The following is a 16,110-nucleotide window of genomic DNA, read 5'->3' as shown; positions in this document are numbered from 1 at the left end:
ATTATACCATATGAACTGATATTAATAGTTACAAAATTGTTACGAAGGGAAAACTTTACCTTTCTTTTGAGTAAACATAGTTAATAGTTAATAGTTAATAAATCAGCAAGCTGATTTTCCGCCACCTGACGGGACGGTGGTCTGGACATGCCCAGACCAGACCCTACATATACAGTGAAAAACTTGGATACTTTTAAGTCATCCAAGTTTTTCACTGTATTTACTGAGGAATAAATTTTTATCTACTTAATATAGTTGACAGTAACCATTTACCATTTAAATGTTAATTCACTTCCTTGATCTGTAAAATACTAAACATCAAATCAGCTTCAGCGGATTTGTACCTTAAATTGTCAACTGTCCATTGTCGATTGTCAATTTCACAAATAACTTCCAATTCATTCAAAATCTTCACTATATTTTTTACTTCCCTTACTATTCCACACTATTTAGCTTTTCCATCACCGCTAGCTTTATATTTTCAACTTTTTCTTCTGCTTTTTCAAGTGTATCTCCTTTAGCATAGATATAAATCTTTATTTTGGGTTCTGTTCCTGAAGGACGTATTGCATACCATGATTCGTCATCTAACATAAATTTAAGACCATTTGTTGGATTTATATCTATTTTATTTGTCTCATTTGTTACAAAATCCGTCTCGGTTTGTATTTGATAATCTATAAACTTAGATAGCTTAGCACCCTTTATTTCTTTTAGATATTCTTTACGATATACTTCCATCATTCTCTTTATTCTCTTTTGCCCTTCTATTCCCTCTAGTACCAATGAGAATAGATTTTCTGAGTAATATCCATGTTTTTCAAAAATATCATTTAATACATCAATTAATGTCCTATTTTGGGACTTATAATATCCTGCTGCTTCGGCCAATAACATTGATGAAATAACAGCATCCTTATCCCTTACTTTAGTTCCATATACATAACCTATACTTTCTTCATATCCAAATATAAAGTCGTATTCCTTAGTTCTTTCAAATTCATTTGCCTTTCCACAGATATTCTTAAATCCTGTCAGTGTGTCAATAGTTTCAACACCATATTCTTTAGCTATTGTTTTTCCCAAATCTCCAGTTACAATAGACTTCACTATTGCTCCATTTTCAGGGATACTATTTTGCTCTTTTCTAGATTCTAGTATATAGTTTATAAGTATGGCTCCAACTTGATTACCATTTAATGATGCGTATTTTCCATTATCATCTTTAACCATACAAGCAACCCTATCACAATCTGGATCTGTTGCAACTAGTATATCGGCATTTTCTTTTTCACCTAGCTTTTCAGAGTATTCAAAGGCTTTTATGTCCTCTGGGTTTGGATACCCAACAGTTGTAAAGTCTGGATCTGGATTTTCCTGTTCTGGTACAACTATTACATTTTTAAATCCCCTTTCCTTTAAAACCCTTCTAACCGGTTTATTACCTGTACCATTTAAAGGAGTATAAATTATTTTTATATCTTTATCTATATCATCCCTTAAAGAGAGTCCCTTTACCATCTCTATATAATCATCATCTATTTCTTTCCCTATTATATTTAATAATCCCCTTTCTTTAGCTTCTTTTTCATCCATTTCCTTAACCTTAGAAAAGTCAGTTATCTTATCTATTTCTTCTGTTATTTCCTCGGCAATGTCTGAAAGTATTTGGGAACCTTCCTTCCAATATACTTTGTATCCATTATAATCTTTAGGGTTATGACTTGCAGTAACCACTATTCCTGACATTGTATTTAGCTTCCTTATAGTATATGATAATTCTGGGGTAGGTCTTATACCTTCAAATAGGTATACTTTAATTCCACTCTCTGCCAGCACTAAAGCTGCTGTTTTAGCAAATTCATCGGAGTAATGTCTTACATCATAGGCTATGGCAACACCTCTGTCCATGGCTTCCTTTCCCCGTGCTTTTATAACCTCTGCAAGACCTTGGGTTGCAATTTTTATTATGTATCTATTCATCCTATTGGTCCCAGCTCCTATTTTTCCCCTTAGACCAGCTGTACCAAATGCCAACTGTTTATAAAATCTATCCTGTATTTCCTCTTCATCATCCTTTATAGTTCTTAATTCTTCCTTAGTTTTTTCATCAATATTTTCATCATCTAACCACTTTTGATAAAGTTTCAAATGTTCCATAATCTTCCTCCTTTTATTTTATTATTTGGTATCATAGTTTTCAAGTAGGGTTATTTGTTAAAATAAATTAGGTTACAAATTATATTGATATATATAAGTCTGACCCATTACTTTATATCTATATCATATTGTTACCCTGATATTAAAAATATATTAAGGTTAATGTTTAACATTAACCTTAATATGGCTTAATTTGAACAAATTAAAACTTAATGTTAAGTATTAAATAATCATTCAATGAACTATACTATGCTCTATAAAAAACCCTACAGCTCCTCCTAATAATATAATAGAAAATATTACTAGCATTATGACCCTATCATATTCGTTTTTCCTTATATTTGTAAATATAGCATATCCACAAAAAACAATTAGCAAAATAATAATTATAAAATATATATTACCATTTATATTATACAAGATTTTTTTGATAAATTCAGCTATTTCCCCAGAAAGTTTAATATCAAACATTGATATCCCCCAATTTCAACCATATATTCAACTACTTATTTTTCAGATAATTCGTTATTTTTATTATATCAAAGAACTATAGGGTATAACAAATTGGTTGCAAATTATAATTCCCAATAATAGAACAAATGGAGCTAAAGCCACTTCTTTGTTCTGTGCAGGGTGCAAGGTTTAGGGAGCAGGAAGTTGGTGAGTCCATAAATTTATGTAGGGTCTCAATATATTGAGGCCCTTAGGTCTTCTTCTAGAAGACCTATTATGCCAAAGACTGTATTTTAAAATAAGCTGTGGGATTGCGAATCCCCCAGCAACTCGATTTTTATGAATCCCCCAGAAACTCGATTTTTATGAATTCTTAACAACTCTACTTTGTTATTATACTGTACTGTATGGCTGTAAAGTCACCCTAAATATATTCAGGACCTACATATAAAAATATAAGGGAATTACCCTAAGGTAATTCCCTTATATTTTTTATATTAAACTTTAAGCATACTTTCTCTTCCTTCTTTCTTCATTTTTCTTTGTTAATGTATTTACTATAACTATTCCAATTAATGCAGGTAATATCCATCCAAATCCCTGTTTACCTAATGGTAATATAGCCACAATATTTTTAACTATTCCAATATCTACTCCTAAAGCAGTAATTCCATCTATTATGCTTATACATAAAGTTCCATATACAGCTCCTTTATATATCCTTTTATTGACTATCAAGTTATCAAATAAATTCATTATAATTAACACAAGGGCCACCGGATATATAACCGCTAATATAGGTGCTGCGAACTTAACTATTTGTTCAACTCCTGTATTTGAAACTATGGCACTTATTATAGAAGAAGCTATAACCACCGATTTATAACTTAACTTCCCTTCAGTTATTTTGCTAAAATAATCTCCCACCGTTGCTGTAATTCCCACAGAAGTTGTTAGACACGCACAGGAAACACATATACCTAAAACTGCTTTCCCAATCTCCCCCAATATAGTCGTAACTATTGATACGGTTAATCCTGTTTTCACTATATCCTGAGGAAATACTGAACTCCCTGTAGCTCCAAGATATAATAATCCCCCATATACTATTGCCAATCCCGTTGCTGCTAATATACCTGCCTTTGCCGTTAGTTTAAACTGCTGTTTCTTATCTTCATACCCCTTTTCCTTTAATGAAGCTATTACTATGCCTCCTATAAGTATAGATACTATGGCATCCATTGTTTGATAACCTTCAGTAAATCCTGTTGAAAAGGGCTTTAACATGCCAGTATCTATTGGGGTTCCCATTGGAGCTGTAACCCCTTTATATATGATTACCGAAAGCATAATTAATAATATAGGTGTTAATAACTTTCCAATTCTATCTATTATACCCGACGGTTTTATTACGAAAAATAGAGTTACAGAAAAGAAAACTATTGAAACCAACACAGGACTAACATCTGAAAAAATAGGCTTTATACCCATTTCATAAGTTGTTGCTCCTGTTCTTGGTACTCCTAAAAGAGGACCTAAGATTAGTACTGCCACTGAGCCAAATATTTTACTAAATTTTGAACCAACCTTGCCAGCCAATCCTTCAATAGTTCCTCCAGCTTTAGATATTGCCAAAATACCCAATAGGGGCATCCCTATTCCAGTTAAATAAAAGCCCATCATTGCAGCAAACCAATTTTCTCCTGCTTGCAAACCTATTGATGGTGGAAATATTAAGTTTCCTGCACCAAAAAACATTGCGAATAGTGCTAGTCCTATTACTAAAAAGTCTTTATTTTCTTTCTTCATTTTAGCCCCTCCCTTTATTTAAATATAATGTTTGTTAATTTTTTAACAACCATCTTATACTTTCATTCTAACATATCTTTAGTTATAATCCAATAAAGTAATTATGAAGTTAATTTAATATTTAAATCAAGAGCAAAGGTGGCTTTGCCACTTCTTTGCTCAGTGCAGAGTGCAGGGATCAGAGTACAGAGATTTTGAAAAAAGCACATATAAAAACTTTACAGTTTAAAATAAGGCTTTACAATATCAGGAATAAAGTGCCTATATTTCAGTGGGTTGTTTCTAATCATTGTTGCCGATATTTTATTATTTTTTCTATTAGGATCAAATTGTATATGTTTAGCATTGATGTATTTAGCCAAATAGTTTCCATATTCCTCCGATGAAAATATTATATCAATTGGATCAATATTTTTTATTAAATATTTAGTCCATAATTTTGTTGCCTTTTCAATATGTAAATTTTTACTATGGAGTTTTTCGGTTATATGTTTTACTTCTATATTTTTAAAATCCTTATATATTTCTTTAACCCATTTATACCTTAACTGTCCCTCAATTGGCTCCCCATCAAGGGTACATACACATATAATTAACCTGTCACATCTAGAGTTAGCAAAATTAATAAGTGCCCTATGTCCTTTATGTATAGGCATAAACTTACCTATTATCAGTCCCGTTGTCATTTTAATCTTCTCCTAATCATTTTATTATATAGCATTTAATTAACTCATATTTATATATTCCCCTTTTCTATTCAAAAACAACAAAAAAGACGATTAAAAATCGTCTTTTATAATAATGAATTCTTTAGTTCTCCATACTCTTCTAAGGATAATGATTGATGTCCATCACTTAATGCTTCTTCCGGGTTTGGATGTACCTCTATCATTACTCCATCGGCACCACAAGCTAAAGATGCCCTTGTCATAGGAGCAACTAAGTCCCTTATTCCTGTACCATGACTGGGATCTACTATCACCGGTAACCCTGTTTCTCTCTTTACTATGGGAACAACCGCTAAGTCCAATGTGTTTCTAGTATAAGTTTCAAATGTTCTTATGCCTCTTTCACATAGTATAATATTTTTATTTCCATTAGAGGCAATATATTCTGCTGCCAATATCCATTCTTTAACCTTAGCACTCATGCCCCGTTTTAGTAAAATAGGTTTATCTACCTTTCCAACTGCCTTTAGAAGGGGATAATTATACATATTTCTAGAACCGATCTGAATAATATCTGTATACTCCATTATTATATTCAGATTTTTTTCATCCATTAATTCTGTTACAATGGGTAATCCTGCCTTTTCCCCTGCTTCTTTCAAATATTTTAGGCCCTTTTCCCCAAGACCTTGAAAGCTATAGGGACTTGTCCTAGGCTTAAATGCACCACCCCTTAATACATCTACCCCTATTTCTTTAAGCTGTAAGGCAGTTTCTATTATTTGTTCCCTAGATTCAACTGAACAGGGTCCTGCCATGAATACAGGCTTTCCATCTCCAATATTTAGTTTTCCTAACTTAACCGTTACCTTTTCTCCATTTAATACTTTTTTATCCTTCATAAACATCTTCCTTATTCATTTCATTATATTTTATCGTAGTATAAGATTATACTATACTTTTAATAAATAATCCACTACTTATCTGCCAAAATTGATTAATGACATGGCCTCAGCCCTTGCCTTAGCATCCCTATCAAATAATCCCCTTACTGCTGATGTTATAGTTTTAGAACCTGGTTTTTTAATACCCCTCATAGTCATGCACATATGTTCAGCCTCTACAACTACTATTACACCATATGGGTCTAAAACTTCAGTTATCGTATCTGCAACCGATGCAGTAAGTCTTTCTTGAAGTTGAGGTCTTTTGGCTACAGTATCAACTACTCTAGCAAGTTTACTAAGTCCTGTTAATTTACCATTTTTAGGCAAATATCCCACATGGGCCTTACCGAAAAATGGAACTAAATGATGTTCGCATACAGAATAAAATGGTATATCCTTAACTAATACTAATTCTTCATGTTGTTCTTCTTGAAAAAATACTTGTAAATGATCCTTTGGATCCTTTTTTAAACCCTCGAAAATCTCTTCATACATGTTAGCAATTCTTCTTGGAGTATCAATTAATCCTTCTCTATCTGGATCTTCACCTACAGCTTCTAATATATCTCTGACAGCTCTCTTTATTTTTTCTTTATCCATAGTAAATGCTCCTTTCTTAGTATCTAACAATTATTATTTTTTATTAAGCTTATAATTTTGTATATTTTAAAATTGATGGTAAAACTCTCATATTTTATATTTTTCCCTTTATAAATACTTTGAATTTGTCAATTAGAAGATTGGTGATACTATAATTAATTATATTAAAAGTTTTATTATCCACCTGACTTATGGGCATTATATCCATAAGGGAATTTGTAATAAATATTTCATCAGCTTCTAATAATGTTCTTTTATCAAATATCCCAACTTCATGATTTATATTTAACTCCTTTATTAATTCTAAAACTTTAGTTCGAGCTATCCCTGATAATATACCACATTCTACTTTCGGTGTATATATTTTTTTGTTTTTAATAAAAAATATATTAGATATGGCACCTTCACATATTTCATTATGAATATTTTCAAATATGACTTCATCGTATCCCCTAGATACTACTTCCCTTCTAGCCAATATATTTTCTAAATAATTATTAGACTTTACATATACCAGTTTTGAATAGGGGTTTCTTTTTACATCTGAAAATGCTACTTTAAAACCTCTATTATAATCCTCATCTTTATAACTATTTTTCCTAGTGGTAATTATTAAGGTATTATTGTCTCCATTTACATAAGTTAGTTTAACAACACCACCAGTTATACCATTGGCATGAATTAAGTCATAACAATATTTTTTTATATCTTTAAAATCATATTTAAGGGTTAATCCTAATATCTTACATCCATTTTTAAGCCTATCAATATGTTCCTCTAAAAAAAGTATTTTATTTTCTACTATTTTCATGGTTTCAAAAATACCATAGCCATACATGAAACCGCTGCTATCTATGGGATAGAGGAATTTGTCCCTTGGTATAATTTTACCGTTTACTGATATATTCAATAATATCACCCTAAGATTACTTTTTTAAGGCTTCTATTAGAGCCTTAGCCTTATGGAGAGTCTCTTCATATTCCATTTCAGCATCGGAGTCCCATACAATACCGCCACCTACTTGAAAGTATGCCCTATCATCTTTACAAACAATGGTTCTAATCACAATATTTAAATCCATATCTCCATTAAATCCAAGATATCCAATAGAGCCTGTATATATATTTCTTTGGGTTGGTTCCAATTGGTCTATAATTTCCATGGCCCTAATTTTAGGTGCCCCTGTTATGGAACCTCCTGGAAAAGTAGATTTTATTACATCTACTAAGTCACTACCTTCTTTCATTTCACCTATTACTGTTGACACTAAATGATATACGGTTGAGTACTCCTCTAATTTAAATAATTCAGTTACTTCTACTGTGCCAGTCTTGGATATTCTTCCCAAGTCATTTCTTTCTAAATCTACTATCATCAATAATTCGGCTTTATCCTTCTCACTTGATAGTAGTTCCTCTCTATTTCTTATATCTTCTTCTTCGTTAGCTCCCCTAGGTCTTGTACCCTTTATCGGTCTAGTCTCTATAATCCTATCTTCTACTTTTACAAATCTCTCTGGGGAACTACTTACTATATACCCTTCCCCAAAATCTATAAAACTAGCAAATGGGGCTGGATTTATGTCTCTAAGCTTTCCATATAACTCAAAGGGAGACTCCTGTAGGTCACAATTAAACCTTTGGGTTAAATTGGCTTGATATATATCCCCAGATTTTATATAGTTCCTAACCTTATCTACAGCCTTTATATAGTTTTCCTTTGTAAAATTAGATTTAAATTCCACAGGCAACTCTTTATCTTTAAGTTCTATATTAATTCCTATTTTTTCAGCTTCTTTTATTCTACTGGTTATATTATCTATAGTTTTTTCTTCATTGTTCTTTATTCCCAGTGATGAGATAAAAACTTTGTTCTCCCTATGATCTATTATAATTATGCCATCATATAGTCCAAAAAAACAATCGGGGATTTCTACATCGTCAATTGCTGTTCTAGGTAATTTTTCAACGTGATGACATAGATCGTAGGATAGATATCCAACAGCTCCTCCTATAAAGGGGATATCTGTTTTATAATTCATATTATACTTTGACAATAACTTTTTTAGCTGGGCAAATGGATCTCCATTGAAAGTTTTTTCTTCATTATCCTCTATTATAGTTATACTCTCATTTTTGCTTTTAAATACTCCAAAAGGATTAGCACCTATAAAGGAATACTTTCCTAAGTTATCATGATCCATACCACTATCTAAAAAAAAGCTATACTTATCATTTTTAAAAATACTATATATTTCAAAACTATTAAGAGATGTCTTGATTTCTTTTATTAACATATCTAACACCCTCTTTTATATTTTTTTGCTTCTTTTAAAAAATTATTTAAAATATCCATTCCCTGTTCTGTTAATATTGCTTCCGGATGAAATTGGACTCCTTCTATTAAATAGTCTTTATGCTTTATACCCATTATTTCCCCTTCATTGGTTTCAGCAGTTATTTCAAAACATGTTGGAATGCTTTCCCTTTCTAACACTAAGGAATGATATCTAGTTACATTTAGAGGATTATTTAACCCTTTAAAAACTCCCTTATCTCCATGTTTTATAGGATGTACCTTTCCATGAACCGGTTCCATCGCTTTTATAACTTTCCCACCAAATATATCGCCTATCGTCTGATGTCCAAGGCATATTCCTAAAATAGGTAATTTACCTTTGAATTTTTTCACAACCTCTTTACATATTCCTGCTTCATTAGGTGTACAGGGCCCCGGAGATAGAACTATCATATCAGGATCCATTTTTTCTATTTCTTCTAAAGTTATCTCGTCATTTCTATAGACTGAAACCTCTTCTTTCAATGATTCTAAATACTGTACTAAGTTGTAAGTAAAAGAATCATAATTATCTATCATCAATATCATATCCAACACCTCACATGTTTACCGATATATTTTATAAACAATTTACATCTAATTATATATTCATAAGGGGTTAATAGTCAACAAATCTTGTAGTATTTTGTAATATAATAACAAAGAATTTTGATAATACTCTTATCTATAATTTTAACAAAGTTTTAATATTATTTACAATGTAAAAAGCTGGCATATGTTTTTACATATACCAGCTTTTATTCTTAGAACACAGATGCCTTTAGCACTTCTTTTGTTTTGTACAGGGTGTAAGGAGCAAAGAACAGAGATTTGATACTCCTATAGTAGAAGATACAAATAAAAGTTTTATTACTTCAAAAACATATTGTACTGATCACATTTCTTGCCTTTATATCTAATAGCATTTACAGGACATATATGTATACATCTAGTACAAACGTAGCAGTTCTCTTTAAAAGTTATTTTATCCTTTAATATAATATTATTGCTTGGACATTTTCTTACGCATAAACCACATTTTATACAGTCTTCAGTAACGGTTAATTTTTGGGCCTGTTTTTTCCCTACACTGGAGAACATTTTACCAACTGCCTTTGCCAAAAATACTCTACTTCTAGTTCCCCTGTCTTTAACTTCTTTTCCTTGTAAAAACTTTTCTACTAACTCTTCAACTTTATTTTTTCCATTGCTTATCATTTCTTTTACCCTTTTCTCTGGAGTTTTAGAAAACATGGCATAATAATAGTTATTAGGCATAGAGAAACTAGTTTTAATAACTACTTTATAGTTCTTATCAGTCATTATTCTTTCCATAATATGAACCCCAGCTCCAGTTGAGACCTGAGTGGTAAATAATATTATTGGAATCATTTTTTCAGCATATGGAATATTTTCTTTTAACCACTTGATAAAAAATTCTGGTACATTATCTGCATATATTGGAGCACCTATTACTAAAAAGTCTATATTTTTAATATCAAACCTTCTTATATTTTCTATAGAAGTTATATCAATTTCTATATCTTTATTTTTGAAGTTTTCTTCAAAGGATTTAGCTATATATTTCGTATTGCCAGTGCCACTAAAAAAAATTATTTTTCCCCTTTTAATATCCATAATAAATCTCCTTTTTTAAAGTTGAAAGTCTTAACAAAAATAGGTTAAAACTTTTATATACGTAAATCTATTGTTATGCTATATTACCAATCTATATCTAGATCATATCCTAAATCCACATCAAATTTAACTTCTTTATATCCATCACTATCTTCTATTTTACCATCAATATCAGCATCATCAAATTCATCTAAAATATCCCTGCATAAATCTTTTATATAGTTTTCTACATCACTTCTACTTAAATCATCAAAATCATCATCTTCATGATCTGATTCAATTTGTATATCAACATATATTTTGTCCTTATCACCACGAAGTTCAAAGTCTACCCTTACTTCATCATCAATTTTATCATACTCATCTTCTAGTTCGTTCTCAAGGTCATTAACTGAATCATTATCTAGATCAAATCTTACCTGTCCCCTTGAATTAAATATAAATTCAATGTCATCATATTTTCTAGACTTTGTTTCAATTTCTCCCTTCACATCATCTAAATCCTCAACTGCGTATTTAATTTCATCATATATATTTTCAAGATAATCCTCTAGCTCACTTTCTGAAACCCTTTTCCACTCCCTCTCATCTTTATCCAGATCTATCTCTATTTTTACTTCAACGTCATTACCTTTATCATCTAAATCAATATCATTAACCTCTACATCGTCTATTTCATCATACTTATCTTTAATATCTTTCTCTAAATCATCCAAATCTGTTACCTCTTTTTTTCCTTCTAATTTTGTCTCTAATGTTTTAACCTTTTCTTCTAACTCTTTAATTTTTTCTTCCTTTTCAAAAAGTCTCATAAACATCATCATATTATTTTGCTTTTGATTAAAATTCTGCTTACTGGGGTTATCTGTAAATCTCATTGTATGAGTTACTTGGTCCCAACTCCAATTTTTATCAAAAATTTCTCCAACTTTTTGAATTGGCACATAAATAAGACCATCTACCATAAATTTTGGAACGTGGTCTCCTATTTTTTCTCCATTGTTTAATATATTAATGTCACCAAACCAAGCTTTTATGTTTCGGTAACCATCGGCTGCATATACTAATGAAAAATCTGATAAAAATACCATTAATGTGACAAGTAGTATTACTAGCATATTTTTCTTTTTATTCATTAATCTTCCTCCCATTATTAGTTATAAGTAATTTCGTTTTTCTATGGTCGCCATACTATATTCTGTATATGTTGAAATATAATATGGTATAATGTAATCAATTCGTAATCATAGTCCCATATTTACTCAATTGAAATATTTTTTTGAAAATGTTGATAATCCTTTAGAGTTTTCCATTCCCCTCCCCAAGTCCAGCCTTTTTCCTTAAATAGTTTATAAACAATACTATCTTTTGTTATTAACCCTTTAACCTTTTTATCTCTTTGTATATATTTTTTTCCTTCCTTAGGTAAGATTACATCTCCCTTTACATATGGATTTATTAAAGGATTAATGTCTATTGCAATACCATAACCATGCTTAGATATCATTCCCTTTTTTCCTGTTATTTCACGATAACAGAAAGCAGAGGTATTATTATCTGCCATAGACAAATTATCATTTGCATTATATTCACTAATTAATCTTATCTTTTCTATTTCAAATTTCTTATCATATAATTTTTTAAATATCTCCATTACTTCTTCTGCTACTTTTCTATGTACTATAAGCTCGCCTCTATGGACCTTATAATCAAAACCCCAATGTAACACCTCTACATAATATAAATCATTTAGTTGTATTTTATCATTCTCCTTCCATGATACCTCTTTTACTTTTTTTATTATCCTTTTAGGCAACGGTCCACATCTAAAACTCTCTTCTTGGTCAACTTCTTTTTTTTCATGAAGTATTCCCTCAATTTCATGGTCTATTTTTACTTTATTTTTATAAATCGGAGTAGCCTTTGTCAATAGAAAAAAGATCATAACTATAGAAATATGTAATATCATTTTACTATTGATCATAAATTTCCACCTTTCAGTAATTTTTATATTTCTATACAAAATAGTTCCTCATATTTTTTATTTAGCCTTTAATTAAGTTCTTAAGTAAGTACAAAGAATATTATTGATAATACTTTTAATAATGACAGAAACAACTAATAAAATACAAAGTAAAAACATCATACCTTTCAGTAATCTCATAATATCCTAACTTAGTAATGACTAAAGTCTCCCCTTTATATCCTTAACATAACTATCTAAATATATATTATATACCTATTATTTACTGATTTAAAGTTATAAATTATAAAAAGTCCCTTTCAAATTAATTTTAAAGGGGCTTTTTATAATTTAATCTTCTATTTACTTAAAGCATCGATTATTATATCAAACACGTCTTTATGTTGTTCGATCTTCTCACCGTTTCCTACTACGGAATAATTATCTTTTTCCATTATTGATTTTATCATTTTAGCAAAAGTTTTTATATCTTCCCCAGTTGTATTTAATATTTCTTTTCTTATCTGTTTTATATCTTCATAGGTTATTTGTTTAATATAGTTAGCATTAGCATTTGAACCTTTTTGCCATGGACTTAATGGTCTATCCATAGAACCTATGGTTCCTATAATATAATCAACCATGTCTTCCTTAGACGCATTAAATGTCTCTAGGAACTTAACCATTCCATCATAGGATTCTAATGTTCCCTTAAGTCTTGGGTCCCTATAAGAATAGAAACCTAATGTTCCATCCTCTGACATAATTGAATATCCACCATAGGCTCCCCCTTTAACACGTAACTGTGGCCATAAATAATCTGTATTTAATACTTTAGATAGAACCTCCATCTTACCTGAATATTCATATCCTAACTCTTCATAATTATATCCTTGAACTACATATTGAACCTTAGAAGGAACCTTTATCCCTTCCTTAATATTGTCAAATTCTATGTTATATGTTTGTCTAGGTCCATCTACTACCTTCAAATCCTTTGAAAAACTATTAAATTCCTTTTTAAATTTATCATAATTTTTCTTATCTATAGTTACACCAACGATAAGATTTTCTTTATCAAATGCTAGCTTATAAACTTTATTTAAGTTATCAATTACAGTATTTGGAGCATTTTCAAGTTGTTTTTCAACCTCACATATAAAATTATAATAATCTAATCCACTTCCTAATCTCCCATATTTATCTACTTCTGAGAAATAGCTAAATGTACGATTTATAGCAATTCCTGCTCCATTTGAACTAAATCCAGACTCAATTTGAGATTTGTAATTTGATATTATTTCCTTTAACCTATCAACATCATCAAATTTACTATTATTAATTATCTCTGATGTTAAAGCAAATGCCTTAGGTAATTTACTAGAAAGTACATTTGTTCCAACTACCATTTTAGGATAATATGTGTTTGAATCTCCATATTTACTATAGGCTTGCACCCCAAACCCTATGCCTCCAGTATTGGACTTAACTTCACTTACTAAATCTTCATAGGAATACTTTTCAGTATCAACTTTCTTAAGAAGACTCGATAGTAAATATAAGTATGGTATTTGCTCTTGAGGTACTTTAGTTGTATCAAAGTACATTTCAATATATCCGATATCATTTGTATAAATAGGATGATTTAATATTGTAATATCATTTATTTTTTCAATATCAGTTGGTATTTCCTTTACATCATCATTAATATCAGATAAGGAAAGTGTTGGTATAGTTGCTAAAGCCTCTTCTGTATCTTCAGTTTCTTGCCATTTTTTCAGTTCGGCTGTTTGTTTAACTAATTGTTTCTTTTCTTCATCAGTTAAACTATTTTTATAGTCCTGTAGTTTTTTAGATAATTTTGCATTATTTTTACTTGCCAATCCCGGCTGAGGTTCTAATACAACTAATGAACTATGGGTGTTTTCTAATATATTTTCCTTTATAAAGTTTTCTATATAGTTATCATCGATTTTACCCTTTATATCTTCTAATACATCATTTACTTTTAAGAATGCCAGTGGATCTCCACCATATAACCATCCCATCATAATAGAATCATTATAATTCATTCCCCTAGTAGCATTACTTTTTTGTTGACGAGATGAATACTCTATTGATGCTATCTCTTCCTTTAACCTATCCTTATCCATACCTTCATTAACCAATTTAGTTAAAGTATCAAAAACAACTTTTTTGAATGCTTCTGCCTTATCTTTATTAGTGTTATTTAACATAATACTAAATGTTGGTTGCTGCTTACCAGAAGAATAGGAACTGGTACTACTAGAACCCAACCCTGCATCTAAAATCGCTTTTTTAACAGGAGATGAGTCATAGTCAAACAATGCAAAACTGATAAAGGCTGACAGATAGGACTCAACATTAGGCTGTTTGGGCATAGCATAGTTAAGAGCCATATATGTCTTATTACTAGTATCGGTTCCCTCTGGTACCGAATATTTAGCATAAACCTCTTTCATTTGATCAAATGGTTCTTGCATAGGTATCTCTGAATCAATCTCTTTTTTATCAAAATTAGCTAAGTAATTATCATTAATAAATTTTAGTGTCTCCATTATATCCATATCACCATATAGGTATATATATGAGTTTGAAGGATGATAATATTTTTTATGGAAATTTACAAACTCTTCATAGGTTAAATCAGGTATATTTTCTGGATTCCCCCCTGAGTCATGTCGATATATACTATCTGGAAATAGGGATTCATCTATCTTGCTACCTAATAATCTTTGGGCATTAGAATAGTTTCCCTTCATTTCATTATAAACAATACCATTATAGTTTAATTCCCCATCTACTGTTTCTAACTCATGACGCCATCCCTCTTGTTTAAATATCTTATCATTTTCATAGAAGTTAGGATAGAAAACAGCATCTAAATATACATTTATTAAATTTCTAAAATCTTTATGATTTCTACTTGCCACGGGATATGCAGTTTTATCTGCATAAGTCGCTGCATTTAAATAAGTATTTAATGATTTTTTCATCATTGCCAAAAACGGATCCTTAGTTGGAAAGTTTCTAGATCCACAAAGAACGGAGTGCTCAATTATATGGGCAACACCAGTACTATTTTCAGGTGGTGTTCTAAAGTTTATAGTAAATACCTTATTGTCATCATCATTCCTTAAATAAATTAATTTTGCTCCCGTTTTAGAATGTTCAAAAATTTCTGCCGTAGAGTTTATTTCATCGACTTTTTCCTGCCTAGTCAATTTAAACCCATGATAAGTTTTACCTACTTCCAGTGAATCTGTAGTATTTGACTGAGCATATAGTGGAAGTGGTGCAATCACTAAACTAATAAAAAGTAATATAGCAGTAACTCTCTTCAAATACTTTGAAAATTTTGTCTTTTTCATATATTCTCCCCCTTTTAAAATTAAAAATATCCCTAAAAATCTTGAATTTATTGTTGATGGAAACCCTATATATTTATTAGCTCAACATTTTTTTGCATCACACGGAATAAAGTTCACTATAAAATCTGTTATTGGATTAACC

13 protein-coding genes are annotated in these 16,110 nt (G+C 30.4%); all 13 read right to left on the bottom strand.

Going from position 1 to position 16,110, the window contains the following annotated elements:
* Positions 1–435 precede the first annotated feature (435 nt).
* Positions 436–2,160, bottom strand: a complete 1,725-nt coding sequence (locus tag V6137_RS06220; protein WP_425447032.1) for a phospho-sugar mutase — start codon at positions 2,158–2,160, stop codon at positions 436–438.
* Between the two features lie 234 nt (positions 2,161–2,394).
* Entirely contained in the window at positions 2,395–2,631 is a 237-nt protein-coding gene (locus tag V6137_RS06215) for a hypothetical protein (RefSeq protein WP_425447031.1), read from the bottom strand.
* A 486-nt stretch (positions 2,632–3,117) separates the two neighbouring features.
* Positions 3,118–4,422: a branched-chain amino acid transport system II carrier protein gene (gene brnQ / locus V6137_RS06210; RefSeq protein ID WP_425447030.1), complete on the bottom strand. Its 1,305-nt coding sequence runs from the start codon at positions 4,420–4,422 to the stop codon at positions 3,118–3,120.
* Between the two features lie 218 nt (positions 4,423–4,640).
* Complete coding sequence (locus tag V6137_RS06205; protein WP_425447029.1) at positions 4,641–5,108, bottom strand: adenylyltransferase/cytidyltransferase family protein; 468 nt, start codon at positions 5,106–5,108, stop codon at positions 4,641–4,643.
* A gap of 107 nt (positions 5,109–5,215) precedes the next feature.
* Entirely contained in the window at positions 5,216–5,992 is a 777-nt protein-coding gene (gene aroF / locus V6137_RS06200) for a 3-deoxy-7-phosphoheptulonate synthase (protein ID WP_425447028.1), read from the bottom strand.
* Positions 5,993–6,070: 78 nt separating this feature from the next.
* Complete coding sequence (gene folE / locus V6137_RS06195; protein ID WP_425447027.1) at positions 6,071–6,637, bottom strand: GTP cyclohydrolase I FolE; 567 nt, start codon at positions 6,635–6,637, stop codon at positions 6,071–6,073.
* A gap of 94 nt (positions 6,638–6,731) precedes the next feature.
* Positions 6,732–7,547, bottom strand: a complete 816-nt coding sequence (locus V6137_RS06190) for an aminotransferase class IV (protein ID WP_425447026.1) — start codon at positions 7,545–7,547, stop codon at positions 6,732–6,734.
* A 16-nt stretch (positions 7,548–7,563) separates the two neighbouring features.
* Positions 7,564–8,934: an aminodeoxychorismate synthase component I gene (gene pabB, locus V6137_RS06185; protein WP_425447025.1), complete on the bottom strand. Its 1,371-nt coding sequence runs from the start codon at positions 8,932–8,934 to the stop codon at positions 7,564–7,566.
* A 2-nt stretch (positions 8,935–8,936) separates the two neighbouring features.
* Positions 8,937–9,524, bottom strand: coding sequence for an anthranilate synthase component II (locus V6137_RS06180; RefSeq protein WP_425447024.1), 588 nt, complete (start codon positions 9,522–9,524; stop codon positions 8,937–8,939).
* A gap of 321 nt (positions 9,525–9,845) precedes the next feature.
* Positions 9,846–10,613 (bottom strand): EFR1 family ferrodoxin, encoded by a 768-nt coding sequence (locus V6137_RS06175; protein ID WP_425447023.1) that lies wholly within the window; start codon positions 10,611–10,613, stop codon positions 9,846–9,848.
* 83 nt (positions 10,614–10,696) lie between these two features.
* Positions 10,697–11,749, bottom strand: coding sequence for a stalk domain-containing protein (locus V6137_RS06170; RefSeq protein WP_425447022.1), 1,053 nt, complete (start codon positions 11,747–11,749; stop codon positions 10,697–10,699).
* Positions 11,750–11,871: 122 nt separating this feature from the next.
* Positions 11,872–12,597 (bottom strand): M15 family metallopeptidase, encoded by a 726-nt coding sequence (locus V6137_RS06165; protein WP_425447021.1) that lies wholly within the window; start codon positions 12,595–12,597, stop codon positions 11,872–11,874.
* A gap of 338 nt (positions 12,598–12,935) precedes the next feature.
* Positions 12,936–15,968, bottom strand: a complete 3,033-nt coding sequence (locus V6137_RS06160) for an insulinase family protein (RefSeq protein ID WP_425447020.1) — start codon at positions 15,966–15,968, stop codon at positions 12,936–12,938.
* Between the last annotated feature and the right edge of the window lie 142 nt (positions 15,969–16,110).

The sequence above is a fragment of the Dethiothermospora halolimnae genome, assembly GCF_037577855.1.
GTDB classification, from domain to species: Bacteria; Bacillota; Clostridia; order Tissierellales; family VENL01; genus Dethiothermospora; species Dethiothermospora halolimnae.
Note: the sequence above shows the minus strand (reverse complement) of the source record. Positions and strands in the feature narration are given on the sequence as shown.

Excerpts from the sequence above, each read along its gene's own strand:
- pabB (WP_425447025.1), bottom strand. The coding sequence starts at position 8,934 with ATGTTAATAAAAGAAATCAAGACATCTCTTAATAGTTTTGAAATATAT.
- V6137_RS06170 (WP_425447022.1), bottom strand. The coding sequence starts at position 11,749 with ATGAATAAAAAGAAAAATATGCTAGTAATACTACTTGTCACATTAATG.
- folE (WP_425447027.1), bottom strand. The coding sequence starts at position 6,637 with ATGGATAAAGAAAAAATAAAGAGAGCTGTCAGAGATATATTAGAAGCT.
- brnQ (WP_425447030.1), bottom strand. The coding sequence starts at position 4,422 with ATGAAGAAAGAAAATAAAGACTTTTTAGTAATAGGACTAGCACTATTC.
- V6137_RS06160 (WP_425447020.1), bottom strand. The coding sequence starts at position 15,968 with ATGAAAAAGACAAAATTTTCAAAGTATTTGAAGAGAGTTACTGCTATA.
- V6137_RS06175 (WP_425447023.1), bottom strand. The coding sequence starts at position 10,613 with ATGGATATTAAAAGGGGAAAAATAATTTTTTTTAGTGGCACTGGCAAT.
- V6137_RS06215 (WP_425447031.1), bottom strand. The coding sequence starts at position 2,631 with ATGTTTGATATTAAACTTTCTGGGGAAATAGCTGAATTTATCAAAAAA.
- V6137_RS06205 (WP_425447029.1), bottom strand. The coding sequence starts at position 5,108 with ATGACAACGGGACTGATAATAGGTAAGTTTATGCCTATACATAAAGGA.
- V6137_RS06180 (WP_425447024.1), bottom strand. The coding sequence starts at position 9,524 with ATGATATTGATGATAGATAATTATGATTCTTTTACTTACAACTTAGTA.
- aroF (WP_425447028.1), bottom strand. The coding sequence starts at position 5,992 with ATGAAGGATAAAAAAGTATTAAATGGAGAAAAGGTAACGGTTAAGTTA.
- V6137_RS06165 (WP_425447021.1), bottom strand. The coding sequence starts at position 12,597 with ATGATCAATAGTAAAATGATATTACATATTTCTATAGTTATGATCTTT.
- V6137_RS06220 (WP_425447032.1), bottom strand. The coding sequence starts at position 2,160 with ATGGAACATTTGAAACTTTATCAAAAGTGGTTAGATGATGAAAATATT.